The sequence below is a fragment of the Paracoccus sp. TD-10 genome (assembly GCF_048270675.1).
Classification (GTDB): domain Bacteria; phylum Pseudomonadota; class Alphaproteobacteria; order Rhodobacterales; family Rhodobacteraceae; genus Paracoccus; species Paracoccus pantotrophus.
Map to the genome: position 1 here is coordinate 858,529 of NZ_CP182418.1, position 17,247 is coordinate 875,775.

Below are 17,247 nucleotides of genomic sequence, written 5' to 3' on the forward strand. Positions count from 1 at the left end.
CATATGGCTAAAACCATCGTCGTCAAGCAGATCGGCTCGCCGATCCGCCGTCCGGCCATCCAGCGCGAAACGCTGAAGGGCCTGGGCCTGAACAAGATGAACCGCACCCGCGAGCTGGAGGATACCCCGGCCGTGCGCGGCATGGTCGCCAAGATCCCGCATCTGGTCACCATCGTGGAAGAGCGCGGCTGATCCCGCCCGCGCCACATTGCATCGCAAACGCCCCGGAGCTTCTCCGGGGCGTTTTGTTTGGCGCATTAACCTTTTGCTAACCGATTTCCCTTAGCCTCCGGCGAAGCAATCCTCGCAGGAATGAGCCCGCCGTGCCGCCGCTGTTTCGCTGCCTGATCTTGGCCTGCATGGTCTTGGCCGATCCTGCGCTCGCAAGCCCCTGGCCGCGCCAGGTGAAAGAGATCTTCCTGGCGCTCTCGGCCGAGCGTGATGCCCGGGGCAACGGCTATGCCGGGCTTTATGGCGAATACGGATTGCGGCGGCGGACGCTGGGATTCGAACTGGGCCGTTCCCGCGCGGGAGAGACCAGCGCGATGATCTGGCTGCAACGCCCGCTTGGCCGGGGCAGCGGGGCGGATCGCTGGGCGCTTTCGCTGGGCAGCGGCGTGATCGAGCGCAACGGGATCTACATGCCGGTCGGGCAGGTCGGCGCGGGCTGGGGCAGGGGATTTGACGCGGTGCCGCTGCTCGACCGGATTCCCGGCGGCGGCTGGCTGGCGGTCGAGGCGCGGGTCAAGGTCGCCGGCAAGCTGAGGGACGAGGCCGAGATCGCCCAGCTGGCCGCCAGCGGTGCCGGGCGGCTGGCCTATCTTACGCCCGAAACCTCGGTCAAGGCCGAGGTGACGCTGGGCTGGCATGCGACCGAGCGGCTGATGCTGATCGGCCAGCTTCGCCTCGAGGATCGCCAGGACAGCGGCTTTTCCAGCAGGCTGGCGGCTTCGGCGGTGCGCGAGCTGTTCGGGCCGGTCAAGCTGGAGCTTGGCGCGATCGGGCCGTTGTCGGGGCAGGGAGAGGCGGCGGTAAAGCTGGGATTCTGGGTCGGCTTCTGATCCCGCGATGGCCGGGATGCGCGGCTCGCCGACGCATGACTGCCGTTGCGGACAATGCGGGCGGGGGCGTCGGATCCGCATGGCTCCCGGTTGGATACGGCTTTCGCACGGCGCCCGCGATAGCGGTCCAGGTGCTTGTGCTGCGGGGCCGGCGCCAGCGCGGATGCGCGGAAAACTTGACCCTTCGCCGACGAGGGGCTAGAAGCCGCCGGTGCCCTAGGGCATCCGACTCAACAAGCAAGAAAAGCCGCGTTCGCCCCCTTTCGCTTCATGGGGCGTTTCCGGCCAGGAGAAGCGACATGAAACTGCATGAACTGCACGACAATCCCGGCGCCAACCGCAAGAAAAAGCGCGTGGCGCGCGGCCCCGGCTCGGGCAAGGGCAAGACTGCCGGCCGCGGCATCAAGGGCCAGACCTCGCGTTCGGGCGTGGCGCTGAACGGCTATGAAGGCGGCCAGATGCCGCTGTATCGCCGCCTGCCCAAGCGCGGCTTCAGCAAGCCGAATCGCCTGGAATTCGCGGTGGTGAACCTGGGCCAGCTGCAAGCCTTCGTCGATGCGGGCAAGCTGGACGCGAAAGCCGCCGTGACCGAGGATGCGCTGGTCGCTGCCGGTGTCATCCGCCGCAAGCTGGACGGTGTGCGCGTGCTGGCCAAGGGCGAAATCAAGGCCGCGCTGGACCTGACCGTCGCCGGCGCGTCGAAAGCCGCCGTCGAGGCCATCGAGAAGGCCGGTGGCAAGATCACCGTCACCCGTCCGGCGAAAGAAGCAGCCACCGAGACTTCTGCGGCCGAATAAGCTGTTGAAGGGCGCGCCCGCGCCCCATAGATAGCTGTCAAGTTTTCCAGGCGCCGCGGGATCGGGAAACGATCCGGCGGCGCTGCCACGAAGGGGCACGAAGCATGGCGTCAGCCGCAGAACAGATGGCCGCGAACCTTTCCTGGGGCGCGCTCGGCAAGGCGACCGAGCTGCGCCAGAGGATCTGGTTCACGCTCGGACTTCTCATCATCTATCGTCTCGGCACCTATATCCCGGTGCCCGGCATCGACGGCGCCGCGCTGCGCAACTTCATGGAACAGGCCCAGGCCGGCATCGGCGGCATCCTGTCCATGTTCACCGGCGGCGCGCTGGGGCGCATGGGCGTCTTTGCGCTCGGCATCATGCCCTATATCTCGGCCTCGATCATCGTGCAGCTGCTGGCCTCGATGGTCCCCGCCCTCGAGCAGCTCAAGAAAGAGGGCGAGCAGGGCCGCAAGAAGATCAACCAATACACCCGCTACGGTACGGTGGCGCTGGCGCTGTTCCAGGCCTGGGGCCTGGCCGTCAGCCTGGAGCATGGCAACCTGGCGCATGAGCCGGGGATGTTCTTCCGCGCCTCGGTGGTCATCACCCTGGTCGGCGGCACCATGTTCCTGATGTGGCTGGGCGAGCAGATCACCGCCCGCGGCATTGGCAACGGCATCTCGCTGATCATCTTCGTCGGCATCGTGGCCGAGATCCCCGGCAGCCTGGCGCAGTTCCTGGCCCAGGGCCGCTCGGGCGCCATCTCGACCCCGGTGATCCTGGGAGTGATCGTCATGGTCGCCGCGGTCATCGCCTTCGTGGTGTTCATGGAGCGCGCGCTGCGCAAGATCCACATCCAGTATCCGCGCCGCCAGGTCGGGATGAAGGTCTATGACGGCCAATCCTCGCACCTGCCGATCAAGGTGAACCCGGCCGGCGTGATCCCGGCGATCTTCGCCAGTTCGCTCCTGCTGCTGCCGGTGACGATCTCGACCTTCTCGGGCAACCAGACCGGCCCGATCATGTCCACGATCCTGGCCTATTTCGGTCCCGGCCAGCCGCTTTACCTGCTGTTCTTTGCGGCGATGATCGTGTTCTTCACCTATTTCTACACCTTCAACGTCAGCTTCAAGACCGAGGACGTGGCCGAGAATCTGAAGAACCAGGGCGGCTTCATCCCCGGCATCCGTCCCGGCAAGCGCACCGAGGATTACCTGACCTATGTGGTGACGCGGGTGCTGGTGATCGGCTCGGCCTATCTGGCCTTTGTCTGCCTTTTGCCCGAGATCATCCGCGACCAGCTGGCGATCCCGTTCTATTTCGGCGGGACTTCGGTGCTGATCGTGGTCAGCGTCGTCATGGACACGATCAACCAGGTGCAAAGCCACTTGCTCGCCCATCAATACGAAGGTTTGATCGAGAAATCGCAACTGCGCGGCAAGCGGGGCAAGGCCGGGGCGGCCAAGCCGCGCAAGGCGCCGGCGCGCCGTTAAGGGGTAAACCCACCAAAAAGGGTAGGAGAGGGACGACGACATGGCGATCAACATCATTCTGCTGGGCCCGCCCGGCGCAGGCAAAGGCACCCAGGCCCGGCGGCTAATCGAGGAGCGCGGCCTCGTCCAGCTCTCCACCGGCGACATGCTGCGCGAGGCCCGCAGCTCGGGCACCGAGATGGGCAAGCGCGTGGCCGAGGTGATGGACCGCGGCGAGCTGGTGACGGACGAGATCGTCATCGGCCTGATCCGCGAAAAGCTGGGGCGGGGCGGCAAGGGCTTCATCTTCGACGGCTTCCCGCGCACCCTGGCCCAGGCCGACGCGCTGCAGGCGTTGATGGCCGAGATGGACCAGCGCATCGACGCCGTGATCGAGATGCGGGTGGACGATGCGGCGCTGGTCGCGCGCATCTCGGGCCGTTTCACCTGCGGCAATTGCGGCGAGGTCTATCACGACGTGACCAAGCCGACGAAAGAGCCGGGCAAATGCGATGTCTGCGGCTCGACCGACCTGCGCCGCCGCGCCGACGACAACGAGGAAAGCCTCAAGACCCGGCTGATGGAATATTACAAGAAGACCTCGCCCCTGATCGGCTATTACTATGTCAAGGGTAACCTGAACCCGGTCGACGGCCTGGCCGAGATCGACGAGGTGGCCGCCCAGGTCGCGAAGGTGCTGGACAGGATCCCGTCCTAGGCTTGACCTTGGGCGACGAATCCCTTAATTCGCAGCATCTCGCAAGAGAATCACCCGGATGTCCTGGGTGTCGCTTCAAGGCCCGGAGGCATGGCTTTCGGGTCTTTGGTTGTGAAAAAAGGTTCCGGTGCTACGGAACCGCAACATGGAAAAGGAAACACGCGTGGCTCGTATTGCTGGCGTCAACATTCCGACCGGGAAACGCGTCCCGATCGCACTGACCTATATCCACGGGATCGGCTCGAAATTCGCCGAAGAGATCGTCACCGCCGTCGGCATCGAGCCCACGCGCCGCGTCAACGAACTGTCGGATGCCGAAGTTCTGAAGATCCGCGAATACATCGACGCCAACTATACTGTCGAGGGCGACCTGCGCCGCGAGACGCAGATGAACATCAAGCGCCTGATGGACCTGGGCTCCTATCGCGGCCTGCGCCACCGTCGCGGCCTGCCGGTCCGCGGTCAGCGCACCCACACCAATGCCCGCACCCGCAAGGGCCCGGCGAAGCCCATCGCCGGCAAGAAGAAGTAAGGGGGAACGGACATGGCACGCGATAAAACCCGCATCAAGCGCAAGGAACGCAAGAACATCGCCACCGGCGTGGCGCATGTGAACTCGTCCTTCAACAACACCAAGATCCTGATCTCGGACGTGCAGGGCAATGCGATCTCCTGGTCGTCGGCCGGCACCATGGGCTTCAAGGGTTCGCGCAAATCGACCCCCTATGCCGCGCAGATGGCCGCCGAAGACGCTGGCAAGAAGGCGCAGGAACACGGCGTCCGCACGCTGGAGGTCGAGGTTCAGGGCCCCGGCTCGGGTCGCGAATCGGCGCTGCGCGCGCTGGCTGCGGTCGGCTTCAACATCACGGCCATCCGTGACGTGACCCCGATCGCGCATAACGGCTGCCGCCCGCCGAAACGCCGCCGGGTCTGATCAGGCAAGATTTTGACGCGTTCCGCGCGGGATTGTCCCGTGCGGGGCGCGCTTTTCGCATTTCACCTCGGGCGTTTCCGGCCACCGGTCATGGGTCGGAAACTGGTATGGAGGCAAACGCATGATCCACAAGAATTGGGCTGAACTGATCAAGCCGACGCAGCTTGAAATCAAGCCGGGCGCCGATTCGTCCCGCGTGGCCACCGTGGTCGCGGAACCGCTGGAGCGCGGCTTCGGCCTGACGCTGGGCAATGCGCTGCGCCGGGTTCTGCTGTCCTCGCTGCAGGGCGCGGCCATCACCTCGGTGCAGATCGACAACGTGCTGCATGAGTTCTCATCCGTCCCCGGCGTGCGCGAGGACGTCACCGACATCGTCCTGAACCTCAAGGGCGTCACGCTGAAGATGGACGTCGACGCGCCCAAGCGCCTGACGCTTTCGGCCAAGGGTCCGGGCGAGGTCAAGGCCGGCGACATCCAGGAATCCGCCGGCATCACCATCCTGAACCGCGACCATGTCATCTGCCATCTCGACGAGGGGGCGGAACTGCACATGGAGCTGACCGTCGCCAACGGCAAGGGCTATGTCGCCGCCGACAAGAACCGTCCCGAGGATGCGCCCATCGGCCTGATCCCGATCGACGCCATCTTCTCGCCTGTCAAGCGCGTCAGCTACGAGGTCACCCCCACCCGCGAGGGGCAGGTGCTGGACTATGACAAGCTGACCATGAAGGTCGAGACCGACGGTTCGCTGACCCCGGAAGACGCCGTGGCCTATGCCGCGCGCATCATCCAGGACCAGCTTTCGGTCTTCGTCAACTTCGACGAGCCGGAAACCGCCACCCGCTCGGATGCCGAGGACGGGCTGGAATTCGACCCGCGCCTGCTGAAGAAGGTGGACGAGCTGGAACTGTCGGTGCGTTCGGCGAACTGCCTCAAGAACGACAACATCGTCTATATCGGCGACCTGATCCAGAAGACCGAGGCCGAGATGCTGCGCACGCCGAACTTCGGCCGCAAGTCGCTGAACGAGATCAAGGAAGTGCTCTCGGGCATGGGCCTGCATCTCGGCATGGACGTCGTGGACTGGCCGCCGGAAAACATCGAGGATCTGGCCAAGCGTTTCGACGACCAGTTCTGAGTTTCGGGGGCGGCGACGCCCCCGCAAGACCGGGCATTCCGCCCCAAGGAGAGCGGCCCGCACGCATGGGCTGCCGGACAAAGCAAAAGACGTGAAGGAGAAACATCATGCGTCACGCCCGCGGCTATCGCCGTCTGAACCGCACCCACGAGCACCGCAAGGCGCTTTTCGCCAACATGGCCGGCTCGCTGATCGAGCATGAGCAGATCAAGACCACCCTGCCCAAGGCCAAGGAACTGCGTCCCATCGTCGAGAAGCTGATCACCCTGGCCAAGCGCGGCGATCTGCACGCTCGCCGGCAGGCCGCTGCCCAGCTGAAGCAGGACAGCCATGTCGCGAAACTGTTCGAGGTGCTCGGTGCCCGCTACAAGGACCGGCAGGGCGGCTATGTCCGCATCATGAAGGCCGGCTTCCGCTATGGCGACATGGCCCCGATGGCGATCATCGAATTCGTCGAGCGCGACACCAGCGCCAAGGGCGCCGCCGACCGTGCCCGCCTGGAAGCCGAATCGGCAGCCGACGAATCGTAAGAAACTTAACCCTTTCTTAGGGTTAAGCGATCATTGACGCCCGCAGCCATCGTCATGGCTGCGGGCTTTTTGCAACAGTGCGCAGCCCTTGGCATGGGGGAAGAACGGGAACGTATCCGCTTATTTTCGTCCGATAGTTGTGCCGGTCGTCAGGAAACGCACGGGAATTGCAAGAGGCGGGACGGCTTGCGCCCGGAGGCAAAAGCCGGTTATGCCTTGTCGTGCCGACGGGCTGACCCTACGGCATTCCGAAAAACGTCGCCCGCAAGCACGGTATTGCTTGAATACACTGAGAACCGTGCCATTTTTCGTTGTAACCCGAAGAAAACGCAATCTGTCCAAAAAGTCATGTCGTCTCGCGCGGAAATCAATGCAGCACTCGCCAAGCTGAAAAAGCTTGCTCCGGCGGGCTATTTCATCGGGCTGCACATTCGTTTCGCTGCACCACTGATGCAGTTCCAGACCTATAACAAGGAATGGGCCCAGCGCTATTCCGAACGCGCCTATGCCCTGCGCGACCCCACGATTGCCTGGGGCTTCTCGACCACCGGCGCCTGCCGCTGGAGCGTGCTGCCCATTCCTGACCCGTTTTCGATCCTCCAGGACGCGGCCGATCACGGGCTGCATTACGGTCTGGTCGTGGCGCATGGGCCGATCAAGTCGCGCACCATCGCGGCATTCGCCCATGACAAGCGGGAATTCACGGATGACGAGATCGACGTGATCTCGGCAACGCTACGACGGCTTCACGAGATCACGGAGCCGCCGGAGAGCCTGACGAAGGCTCAGCAAGAGGCCCTTCGGTGTATCGCAGAGGGGGATCGTCATGCAGCGGCGGCTGCCAAGCTTGGTATAACGGAAAGCGCATTCAAGGCACGTCTCATCTCGGCACGCGAACGACTCATGGCGCGCACGACGGCCGAGGCGCTGCAACGGGCCAAGGATTACCGCTTGCTGTAATACGGTTCGTCCGCCGTTGCGGTTTACACCTGGGGGCCACCACCACCACGAACCCCAGGAGAAGACCATGCAGACCACCACACTTTCCTTCGCCAACCTCCACAACCACGGCGAGCTGTTCGCGAACATCTTCCGCGCCCGCAAGCAAAGCTTCATCGTCCAGAAGCGCTGGAACCTGCCCCAGACCGACGACATGGAGTTCGACCAATACGACACGCCCATGAGCCGCTGGGTGGCGATCCATGAAAACGGCCGGGTTCTGGCCGGCGTGCGGCTGACGCCCACCACGGCGCGCTGCGGCATGTATTCCTACATGATCCGTGATGCCCAGCTGAACCTGCTGGGCGGCTCGATCCCGCAGAACCTGCTGGACGAGCCGGCACCGGTCGAGGCCGGAACCTGGGAAGCCAGCCGCCTGTTCGTCGACCACACCATCCCGCAGCGCGAACGCCGCCGGGTGCATTTCAACCTGGTCGCCGAGATGACCAATTCGGCCCGCGAACTGGGCGCCTCGCGACTGGTGTGCCTGGTCGCCTCGACTTGGCCGCGCTGGCTGGTGCCCTGCGGGCTGGACGCGCAGGCCATGGGCCCGGTGGTCTGGATCGACGACGGCTATTTCCAATGCGTCTCGATCAACCTGGCGGCCAAGATGCACTGATGCGGTGCGTTGGGTGGAGGGCCTTTCGCGCGTGATGCGGGCGGCGTAACATGTTGCCCGCATGGCAGACCTATTCGATACCGCGCCCACCTCGGGCGAAGCTGCGCGCCCGGTGGCGCGTCCCCTGGCCGACCGGATCCGTCCGGCCCGGCTGTCCGATGTCATCGGCCAGGACAAGGTGCTTGGCCCCGACGGTCCGCTGGGCGCCATGCTGGGCGCCGGCAGCCTGTCCTCGCTGATCCTCTGGGGTCCGCCGGGGGTTGGCAAGACCACCATCGCCCGGCTTCTGGCGCAGGAAACGGACCTGGCCTTCGTACAGATATCGGCGATCTTTTCCGGCGTGCCGGAACTGCGCAAGGTGTTCGACGCCGCGCGCCTGCGCCGGAGCCAGGGCCGCGGCACGCTGCTGTTCGTCGACGAAATCCACCGCTTCAACAAGGCGCAGCAGGACAGTTTCCTGCCGCATATGGAGGACGGCACCATCACCCTGGTCGGTGCCACCACCGAGAACCCCAGTTTCGAGCTGAACGCCGCGCTTCTGTCCCGTGCCCAGGTCATCGTGCTGGAGCGGCTGGGCCTGGCGGATCTGGAACGCCTGGCGCAGCGCGCCGAGCAGGAACTGGACCGCGCCCTGCCGCTGACCGCCGAGGCCCGCGACCGGCTGCTGGAAATGGCCGATGGCGACGGCCGCGCTTGCCTGAACCTGATCGAGCAGGTGATGGCCTGGAAGGTCAGGGGCAAGCTCGACCCCGACCAGTTGGCGCAGCGGCTGATGCGGCGGGCGGCGAAATACGACAAGTCCGGCGACGAGCATTACAACCTGATTTCGGCCCTGCACAAATCGGTGCGCGGCAGCGACCCGGACGCGGCGCTTTACTGGCTGTCGCGGATGCTGGAGGGGGGCGAAGACCCCCGCTACCTGGCCCGCCGCCTGACCCGCATGGCGATCGAGGATATCGGCCTGGCCGATCCGGCGGCGCAGCGCCATTGCCTGGACGCCTGGGCGCTTTACGAACGCCTGGGCAGCCCCGAGGGCGAGCTGGCCTTGGCGCAGGCCACGATCTACCTGGCGCTGGCGCCCAAGTCGAATGCCGGCTATGCCGCCTACAAGGCGTCGCGCGACCTGGCGCGGCGTTCGGGCAGCCAGATGCCGCCCAAGCATATCCTGAATGCGCCGACCGGGCTGATGTCGGATCAGGGCTATGGCGCCGGCTATCGCTATGACCACGATGCCGAGGACGCCTTTTCGGGCCAGAACTATTTCCCCGACGGCATGAAGCGCCCGGTCTTCTACCTGCCCGTCGAGCGCGGATTCGAGCGCGAGTTGAAAAAGCGCGTTGAATGGTTCGCCGGGCTGCGTCAGAAGCGGCGGGCAGAGGACAAAGCATGAAACACACTTTCCTTCAGGTCGCGCTGGGTGGGGCGATGGGTTCCGCGACGCGCTACGGGATCAATATCCTGGCCGGGCGGCTGAGCCCCGGCTTTCCCTTGGGCACGCTGGCCGTGAACGTCGCCGGCTGCCTGGCGATGGGGCTCTTGGCGGCGGCGCTGGCGCATCGGGGCGGCCAGCACCTGGCGCCCTTTCTGCTGACCGGGGTGCTGGGCGGCTTCACCACTTTTTCCGCCTTCGCGCTGGACAGTCTGACGCTGTGGGAACGCGGCGCTGCCGCCGCCGCGCTCGGCTATGTGCTGGGCTCGGTCCTGCTGTCGCTGGCGGCGGTGGTCGCGGGTCTGGCCATCGGCCGGGGGATCTTCGCATGAGCGGCGTGCAGACCATCCGCGTCGGCGCGGACGAGGCCGAGCAGCGCATCGACCGCTGGCTCAAGAAGCGGTTTCCGCAGCTGACCCAGAGCGCGGTCGAGAAATGGTGCCGCACCGGCCAGCTGCGCGTCGACGGCGGCCGGGTCAGGGCCAATACCCGTATCGAGGCCGGGCAGGAGATTCGCGTGCCGCCGCTGCCCGAGGGCGACGCCCCGGCGCCGGCGGCGAAGCCCCGCGTCAAGCAGTCCGATGCCGAGATGATCCAGTCCTGCGTCCTGTGGCGCGACGAGCATATCATCGCCCTGAACAAGCCGCCGGGCCTGCCCTCGCAGGGCGGCTCGGGGCAGGGCGACCGGCATGTGGACGGGCTGACCGCGGCGCTGATGTTCGGCTACAAGGACCGGCCGAAGCTGGTGCATCGGCTGGACAAGGACACCTCGGGGGTGCTGCTGCTGGCGCGCACCGACCGCATCGCCCGCGCGCTTTCCGAGGCGTTCCGGCACCGGCTGACCCGCAAGATCTACTGGGCCGCCGTGGCGGGCGTGCCGCATCCGCGCATGGGCTCGATCAAATACGGCCTCGTCAAGGCGCCGGGCCGCGGCCGGGGCGGCGAGGGCGAAAAGATGATGGCCCTGCATCCCTCGGCCATTGCCACGACCGAGGGCGCCAAGCGCGCCCATACCGATTATGCCGTGCTGGATGCCCTGGGCGGCCGGGTCAGCTGGGTGGCCATGGTGCCCGTCACCGGCCGTACCCACCAGCTGCGCGCCCATATGGCCGAGATCGGCCATCCCATCGTCGGCGACGGCAAATACGGCGGCTCGGGGCAAGAGAACCTGGGCGACGGCTGGGGCGCCCAGCTGGGCGGAGAGATCAGCCGCAAGCTGCACCTGCATGCGCGCATGATCCGCTTCGAGCATCCGATCACCAAGAAGCTGATCACCGTGACCGCGCCCTTGCCCGATCACATGAGCCGCACCTGGAAGACGCTGGGCTGGTCGGAAAACGACGTGCCCGAAGACCCCTTTGCCGAGACAGCATAGGACGCCATGAGACTGGTCATCTTCGACATCGACGGCACGCTGGTCGACAGCCAGCTCGAGATCACCCAGGCGATGAACCGCGCCATGCAGGGTGCCGGCCTGCCCGAGATGGAGCCGGCCCGCATTCTTTCCATCGTCGGCCTGTCGCTGCCGGTCGCGGTGGCGCGGCTCTTGCCCGGTGCCGGCCCCGAGTTGCACGGGCGGGTCGTCGCCGGCTATCGCGAATCCTTCATCGCCTCGCGCGCGGCGGGGGCGCTGCCGCCGCTTTATCCGGGCGCGCTGGACTGCCTGGACGCGCTGGCCGCGCGGGACGAGCTGCTGTTGGGCATCGCCACCGGCAAGCCGGCGCGGGGGCTGGCGGCGATCCTGGATGCGCATGGGCTGACCCGGCGCTTCATCACCCGGCAATCGGCGGATGGGCATCCCTCCAAGCCGCATCCGGCCATGCTGGAAAGCGCGCTGTCGGAAACCGGCGTGGGCGCCGGGCGGGCGGTGATGGTGGGCGATTCCACCTTCGACATGGAAATGGCGCGGGCGGCCGGCGTCGCCGGCTTTGGCGTCGGCTGGGGCTTCTGCCCGGTTGAGGAATTGCATGCGGCCGGCGCGCATCTGGTCGCGCCCGACTATCCCGCGCTGACCCGCGCGCTGCTGGAGTGGGCCGATGAGTGAATGGAAGGCGCGCCGTTTCTGGGCATCCGTCGCGATCCACGACGAAGCGGACGGCTGGAGCGTCCTTCTGGACGAGCGCCCGCTGCGCACGCCCGGCAAGCAGCCGCTGCGCCTGCCGACCGAGGCGCTGGCCCTGGCCGTGGCCCAGGAATGGCAGGCGGTGCAGGAGGTGATCGACCCCAATGCCATGCCGCTGACCCGCGCGGCCAATTCCGCCATCGAAAAGGTCGTGCCGCAATTCGACGCGGTGGCGGCGATGCTGGGCGATTATGGCGGCACCGACCTGCTGTCCTATCGCGCCGATGCGCCCGAGGCGCTGGTGCGCGCCCAGGCCGAGGGGTGGGATCCGCTGATCGACTGGGCGGCGACCGAATTGCGGGCGCCGCTGCGCATCACCCATGGCGTGATCCCGGTGCCGCAGGATCCGGTCGCGCTGCTGAAATTGCGCGCAGAGGTCGCGGCCCTGGATCCCTTTGGCCTGACGGCCCTGCACGATCTGGTGACTCTGCCCGGCTCGCTGATCCTGGGGCTGGCGGTGATCCGCGGCCGGATTGACGCCGAGACCGCCCATGCCCTGTCCAGGATTGACGAGGAATTTCAGGCACAACGCTGGGGTCGCGATGCCGAAGCCGACGAGGCGGCGGCAGGCCGACTGGCCGCCATGCGCGATTCTGAGCGGTTCTGGCTGCTCAGCCGCGGCTGAGGGGCGCGTTTTGGTTCTTTCTTGACGCACCCGCCGCCATCGGCACAATGCCGCTTATGGGGGTGACGAATGCCCCTTGCTCAAACGGGCTCGCCAACGGCCCTTCAGATGGTGCATCCTTGGGCGAGACCCGGAACAACAGTGGGGAAATCAATGAAGAAATCTGTATTCTTCGGCTCTGTGACGGCGGTCGCGCTGGCGGCCTCGGGTGCTTTGGCCGCAGAGGGTGACACGCTGAAGGAGGTCAAGGCCCGCGGCGTGCTGAACTGTGGGGTGAACACCGGCCTGATCGGCTTTGCCGCCCCTGACGCGAGCGGCAACTGGTCGGGCTTCGACGTTGCCTTCTGCAAGGCCGTGGCTGCGGCGGTGCTGGGCGACGCGACCAAGGTGAAATACGTGCCGACCACCGGCCAGACCCGCTTCACGGCGCTTTCCTCGGGCGAGGTGGACCTGCTGGCCCGCAACTCCACCTGGACCTTCCAGCGCGATACCGACCTCAAGCTGGATTTCATCGGCGTGAACTATTACGATGGCCAAGGCTTCATGGTCCGCAAGGATCTGGGCGTCAGCTCGGCCAAGGAGCTGAACGGCGCCACGATCTGCATCCAGACCGGCACCACGACCGAACTGAACCTGGCCGATTACTTCAAGGCCAACAACATGGATTACCAGCCGGTCAACATCGACAGCAATGCCGAGGGCGAACAGCAATACATGGCCGGCGCCTGCGATGCCTATACGACCGACGCCTCGGGCCTGGCCGCGACCCGCGCCAGCTTCGCCGACCCGGAACACCACATCATCCTGCCCGAGATCATCTCGAAGGAGCCGCTGGGCCCGGCGGTGCGCCATGGCGATAACAACTGGGGCGACATCACGCGCTGGACGCTCTACGCGCTGATCGCGGCCGAGGAATACGGCGTCACCTCGGCCAATATCGACGAACTGGCGAAAAGCTCGAACAACCCCGAGGTCCAGCGCCTGCTGGGAACCACCGACGAGCTGGGCAAGATGATCGGGCTGGACGCCGAATGGGCCAAGCGCGCCATCAAGGCCGGCGGCAACTATGGCGAGATCTTTGCCGCCACCATCGGCGAGCAGACCCCCATCGGGCTGGCGCGCGGGCTGAACGCGCAATGGACCCAGGGCGGCCTGATGTATGCGATGCCCTTCCGGTAATCGCATCTGAACAAGGGCGCGCGGGGGTGCATGCCCCCGCGCGCCCCCGAACGAAAGCCGGCAAGCCAGAGGCCGAAGGCCCGTCATTCAAGCCGGATACAGGGGGTTAATACATGGTCACCTATACGGGGGCGGACAATCCGCCGTTCCGGTTGTCGATGCTGATCTATGATCGGCGCTATCGCTCGCTGACCCTGCAAGCCATCGTCTTCATCCTGGTGATGCTGGCGGCGAGTTGGCTGATCGACAACACGCTGCGCAACCTGTCCGCCATGGGCAAGACGCTCAGCTTCGATTTCCTGTTCCGGCGCGCCGGATACGACATTCCGCAGCAGCTGATCCCGTACAATTCCGACGACACCCATCTGCGCGCCACGGTGATCGGGCTGCTGAACACGCTGCTGGTCTCGATCATGGGCTGTATCGCGGCGACGATCCTGGGGGTGATCGTGGGCGTGCTGCGGCTGTCCTCGAACTGGCTGATCGCGCGGCTGATGACGGTCTATGTCGAGATCTTCCGCAACATTCCCCTGTTGCTGTGGATCCTGGTCTGCCTTGCGATCTTCACCGAGGTCATGCCGCCGCCCAATGCCTATCGGGGCGAGAACCCGGCCGCGGAGATGATCCTGTTCGACATGATCGCGCCGACCAACCGCTATACCGCCATCCCCTCGATCGGCATGACCAACCCGCCCGGCACCATCTCGCTGGGGCGCGAGGGGATCAGCTGGGCGCTGATCGCCTATGTCGTGGTCATCGCCGCGGCCTGGACCAGCTGGCGGCTGCTGCGGCGCTGGGCGCAACGGGTGCAGGACCAGACCGGCAAGCGGCCGCGGACCTGGTGGATCAGCCTGGCGATGTTCGCCGTGCCGGTGCTGTTTCTGACCTGGTATTTCGGCCTGCACCTGATCCCGCCGGTGCTGCGCGGCTTCAACTTCGCCGATGGCATCAACCTCGACAACGCCTTCGTGGTGCTGTGGCTGGCGCTGACGCTTTATACCGGCGCCTTCATCGCCGAGATCGTGCGCGCCGGCATCCTGGCCGTCAGCCGCGGCCAGACCGAGGCGGCCTTTGCCCTGGGCCTGCGGCCGCGCCGCACCATGTCGCTGGTGGTGCTGCCGCAGGCGCTGCGGGTGATCGTGCCGCCGCTGATCTCGCAATACCTGAACCTGACCAAGAACAGCTCGCTGGCCATCGCGGTCGGCTACATGGACCTGCGCGGCACGCTGGGCGGCACCACGCTGAACCAGACCGGGCGCGAGATGGAATGCATGGTGCTGATGATGGGCATCTATCTGGCGCTCAGCCTGATCATCTCGGCCGGGATGAATGTCTTCAACGCCCGCGTCAAGCTGAAGGAGCGGTGAGATGAGCGACACGCATTCCGAAACCGTCGCCTATGTCCGCGAGACAATGCTGCCGCCCGAGCCGCCGCCTCTGGCCGAATCCGGCGCGATCAAATGGCTGCGCGAGAACCTGTTCTCGGGGCCGCTGAACATCGCGCTGACCTTTGTCGGGCTGGGCATCGTCTGGCTGGTGGTCAGCACCGTCGGTCCCTGGTTGTCGCATTCGGTCTGGAACGCCGGCAGCATGGCCGAATGCCGCCAGGTCATCGCCGAGACCTGGGGGCAGGGCGCCACCGGCGCCTGTTTCGCCCTGATCAAGCATCGCTGGAACCAGTTCATGTTCGGCTTCTATCCGCAGGCGCTGTACTGGCGTCCGGTGCTGGCTTTCGGTCTGCTGTTCCTGGCGCTGGCGCCGGTGCTGTTTTCCGAAAGCGCCAGGGCGCGGCGCATCGTGCTGGGCCTGTCGATGGTGCTGACCTTCGTCATCGCCATGGTGCTGGGCGCCCCCATGGCGGCGCTGATGGGAATGGCCGTGCTGATGCTGGCCTGGGCCGCGCTGATCGAGACGCGCCCGCAATGGTCGCTGCTGGCCAGCCTGGTCTATCCCTTCATCGCCGTCTGGCTGCTCTGGGGCGGATCGCTGTGGAGCGAGGCGATGGTGCTGGCCGGCTTCGGCCTGGGCTTCGTGGTCTGGCGGCTGCTGGCGGCGCGGTTCGGGTTGCTGGCCTTTGCGCTGGCGGTGGTGGCGGCGGTGGCCTGGTGGCTGCTCTTGGCCGGGCCGCTGGCCTCGATGCTGGCGGGGGTTCTGCCGTTGCGGCTGCGGCCGGTCTCCTCGGACCAGTTCGGCGGCTTCGTGCTGTCGATCACCATCGGCGTCGCCGGCATCGCGCTGTCCTTGCCGCTGGGGGTGATCCTGGCCTTGGCGCGGCGCTCGGACCTGCCGGTGATCAAGCTGTTGGCGGTGATGTTCATCGAGTTCATCCGCGGCGTGCCGCTGATCACGCTCTTGTTCGTGGCCTCGCTGCTGCTGAACTATTTCCTGCCGCCGGGCACGAATTTCGACATCATCCTGCGGGTCATCATCATGGTGACGCTGTTCGCCGCCGCCTATATGGCCGAGGTGATCCGCGGCGGGCTGGCCGCGCTGCCCAAGGGCCAGTACGAGGCAGCCGATGCGCTGGGGCTGGACTACTGGAAGGCGCAGCGGCTGATCGTGCTGCCGCAGGCGCTGAAGATCTCGATCCCCGGCATCGTCTCGACCTTCATCGGCATGTTCAAGGACACCACGCTGGTCGTCTTCGTCGGGCTGTTCGACCCCTTGAAGGCCATGGCCGACACCATCCGCGCAAGCTTTGAATGGAAAGGCGCCTATTGGGAGCCCTATATCTTCGTCGGCGCGATCTTCTTCATCCTCTGCTTCGGCATGTCGCGCTATTCCATGTATCTGGAACGCCGGCTGAAGCGCGACCACCGCTGAGGAGGCGTTCATGACCAGGCAAACCACCGCGATCCCCGCCGCAGGCGACGAGGCCGCCATCGAGATCGTCAAGCTGAACAAATGGTACGGCACCTTCCACGTGCTGCGCGACATCGACCTGGTCGTCAGTCGCGGCGAGCGTATCGTGATCGCCGGGCCTTCGGGTTCGGGCAAATCCACGCTGATCCGCTGCATCAACCGGCTGGAGGAACACCAGGCCGGCAAGATCATCGTCGACGGGACCGAGCTGACCCACGACCTGAAGAACATCGACAAGGTGCGTTCCGAGGTCGGGATGGTGTTTCAGCATTTCAACCTGTTCCCGCATCTGACCATCCTGGAGAACTGCACCCTGGCGCCGATCTGGGTGCGCAAGATCCCCAAGCGCGAGGCCGAGGAGACGGCCATGCATTTCCTGACCAAGGTCAAAATCCCCGAACAGGCGCATAAATATCCCGGCCAGCTGTCGGGCGGCCAGCAACAGCGGGTGGCGATCGCGCGGGCGCTGTGCATGCGGCCGCGGATCATGCTGTTCGACGAGCCGACCTCGGCGCTGGATCCCGAGATGATCAAGGAGGTCTTGGACACGATGATCGAGCTGGCCGAGGACGGCATGACCATGCTCTGCGTCACCCACGAGATGGGCTTTGCCCAGGCGGTGGCGCATCGGGTGATCTTCATGGACCAGGGCCAGATCGTCGAGCAGAACACGCCCAGGGAGTTCTTCAACAATCCCCGCTCGGAGCGCACCAAGCTGTTCCTGTCCCAGATCCTGGGGCACTGAGCGGCGGCACCGCCGCCGCAGGGGGACTTCGC

The 17,247-nt window shown here is 65.8% G+C and carries 20 protein-coding genes; all 20 read left to right on the forward strand.

Features of this window, described 5'->3' with window-relative positions; genetic code table 11:
• Positions 1-3: 3 nt before the first annotated feature.
• The 20 genes from rpmD (at position 4) to ACNKFW_RS04340 (ending at position 17,215) form a co-directional block, all read left to right on the forward strand.
• Positions 4-192 carry a 50S ribosomal protein L30 gene (gene rpmD, locus ACNKFW_RS04245; protein ID WP_024844067.1) on the forward strand — a complete coding sequence of 63 codons (189 nt, stop codon included), beginning with the start codon at positions 4-6 and terminating at the stop codon, positions 190-192.
• Between the two features lie 131 nt (positions 193-323).
• Complete coding sequence (locus ACNKFW_RS04250) at positions 324-1,061, forward strand: hypothetical protein (protein WP_244314547.1); 738 nt, start codon at positions 324-326, stop codon at positions 1,059-1,061.
• Between the two features lie 299 nt (positions 1,062-1,360).
• A complete protein-coding gene (gene rplO / locus ACNKFW_RS04255; RefSeq protein ID WP_024844069.1) occupies positions 1,361-1,858 on the forward strand; it encodes a 50S ribosomal protein L15 in 498 nt (165 codons plus the stop codon).
• Positions 1,859-1,962: 104 nt separating this feature from the next.
• Positions 1,963-3,336 (forward strand): preprotein translocase subunit SecY, encoded by a 1,374-nt coding sequence (secY, locus tag ACNKFW_RS04260; RefSeq protein ID WP_024844070.1) that lies wholly within the window; start codon positions 1,963-1,965, stop codon positions 3,334-3,336.
• Positions 3,337-3,376: 40 nt separating this feature from the next.
• A complete protein-coding gene (locus ACNKFW_RS04265) occupies positions 3,377-4,033 on the forward strand; it encodes an adenylate kinase (RefSeq protein ID WP_024844071.1) in 657 nt (218 codons plus the stop codon).
• A 163-nt stretch (positions 4,034-4,196) separates the two neighbouring features.
• On the forward strand, positions 4,197-4,565 hold the full coding sequence (rpsM, locus tag ACNKFW_RS04270) for a 30S ribosomal protein S13 (RefSeq protein WP_024844072.1): 369 nt from the start codon (positions 4,197-4,199) through the stop codon (positions 4,563-4,565).
• Positions 4,566-4,577: 12 nt separating this feature from the next.
• Positions 4,578-4,967, forward strand: coding sequence for a 30S ribosomal protein S11 (gene rpsK / locus ACNKFW_RS04275; protein ID WP_011747123.1), 390 nt, complete (start codon positions 4,578-4,580; stop codon positions 4,965-4,967).
• Between the two features lie 121 nt (positions 4,968-5,088).
• Positions 5,089-6,105 carry a DNA-directed RNA polymerase subunit alpha gene (locus tag ACNKFW_RS04280; protein ID WP_024844073.1) on the forward strand — a complete coding sequence of 339 codons (1,017 nt, stop codon included), beginning with the start codon at positions 5,089-5,091 and terminating at the stop codon, positions 6,103-6,105.
• Between the two features lie 107 nt (positions 6,106-6,212).
• Entirely contained in the window at positions 6,213-6,635 is a 423-nt protein-coding gene (gene rplQ / locus ACNKFW_RS04285) for a 50S ribosomal protein L17 (protein ID WP_024844074.1), read from the forward strand.
• Between the two features lie 348 nt (positions 6,636-6,983).
• Entirely contained in the window at positions 6,984-7,595 is a 612-nt protein-coding gene (locus tag ACNKFW_RS04290) for an autoinducer binding domain-containing protein (RefSeq protein WP_011747126.1), read from the forward strand.
• Between the two features lie 67 nt (positions 7,596-7,662).
• Entirely contained in the window at positions 7,663-8,253 is a 591-nt protein-coding gene (locus ACNKFW_RS04295) for an acyl-homoserine-lactone synthase (RefSeq protein ID WP_024844075.1), read from the forward strand.
• A 61-nt stretch (positions 8,254-8,314) separates the two neighbouring features.
• The gene (locus ACNKFW_RS04300; protein ID WP_147427691.1) at positions 8,315-9,643 is read left to right on the forward strand and encodes a replication-associated recombination protein A; all 1,329 of its coding nucleotides are present in this window, start codon (positions 8,315-8,317) and stop codon (positions 9,641-9,643) included.
• Positions 9,640-10,014, forward strand: a complete 375-nt coding sequence (crcB, locus tag ACNKFW_RS04305) for a fluoride efflux transporter CrcB (RefSeq protein WP_147427692.1) — start codon at positions 9,640-9,642, stop codon at positions 10,012-10,014. Before ACNKFW_RS04300 ends, crcB begins: the two co-directional genes overlap by 4 nt.
• Positions 10,011-11,057: an RluA family pseudouridine synthase gene (locus tag ACNKFW_RS04310; RefSeq protein ID WP_147427693.1), complete on the forward strand. Its 1,047-nt coding sequence runs from the start codon at positions 10,011-10,013 to the stop codon at positions 11,055-11,057. The genes crcB and ACNKFW_RS04310 overlap by 4 nt, the downstream gene beginning before the upstream one ends.
• Positions 11,058-11,063: 6 nt before the next feature.
• Positions 11,064-11,726, forward strand: a complete 663-nt coding sequence (locus ACNKFW_RS04315) for an HAD-IA family hydrolase (RefSeq protein WP_024844079.1) — start codon at positions 11,064-11,066, stop codon at positions 11,724-11,726.
• Positions 11,719-12,429 carry an ATP12 family chaperone protein gene (locus ACNKFW_RS04320; RefSeq protein WP_024844080.1) on the forward strand — a complete coding sequence of 237 codons (711 nt, stop codon included), beginning with the start codon at positions 11,719-11,721 and terminating at the stop codon, positions 12,427-12,429. Before ACNKFW_RS04315 ends, ACNKFW_RS04320 begins: the two co-directional genes overlap by 8 nt.
• Positions 12,430-12,582: 153 nt before the next feature.
• Positions 12,583-13,608 (forward strand): amino acid ABC transporter substrate-binding protein, encoded by a 1,026-nt coding sequence (locus tag ACNKFW_RS04325; RefSeq protein WP_418024740.1) that lies wholly within the window; start codon positions 12,583-12,585, stop codon positions 13,606-13,608.
• A 113-nt stretch (positions 13,609-13,721) separates the two neighbouring features.
• On the forward strand, positions 13,722-14,975 hold the full coding sequence (locus ACNKFW_RS04330) for an amino acid ABC transporter permease (protein WP_024844082.1): 1,254 nt from the start codon (positions 13,722-13,724) through the stop codon (positions 14,973-14,975).
• A gap of 1 nt (position 14,976) precedes the next feature.
• Positions 14,977-16,431: an amino acid ABC transporter permease gene (locus tag ACNKFW_RS04335; protein WP_147427694.1), complete on the forward strand. Its 1,455-nt coding sequence runs from the start codon at positions 14,977-14,979 to the stop codon at positions 16,429-16,431.
• A 10-nt stretch (positions 16,432-16,441) separates the two neighbouring features.
• A complete protein-coding gene (locus tag ACNKFW_RS04340; protein WP_024844084.1) occupies positions 16,442-17,215 on the forward strand; it encodes an amino acid ABC transporter ATP-binding protein in 774 nt (257 codons plus the stop codon).
• Positions 17,216-17,247 lie beyond the last annotated feature (32 nt).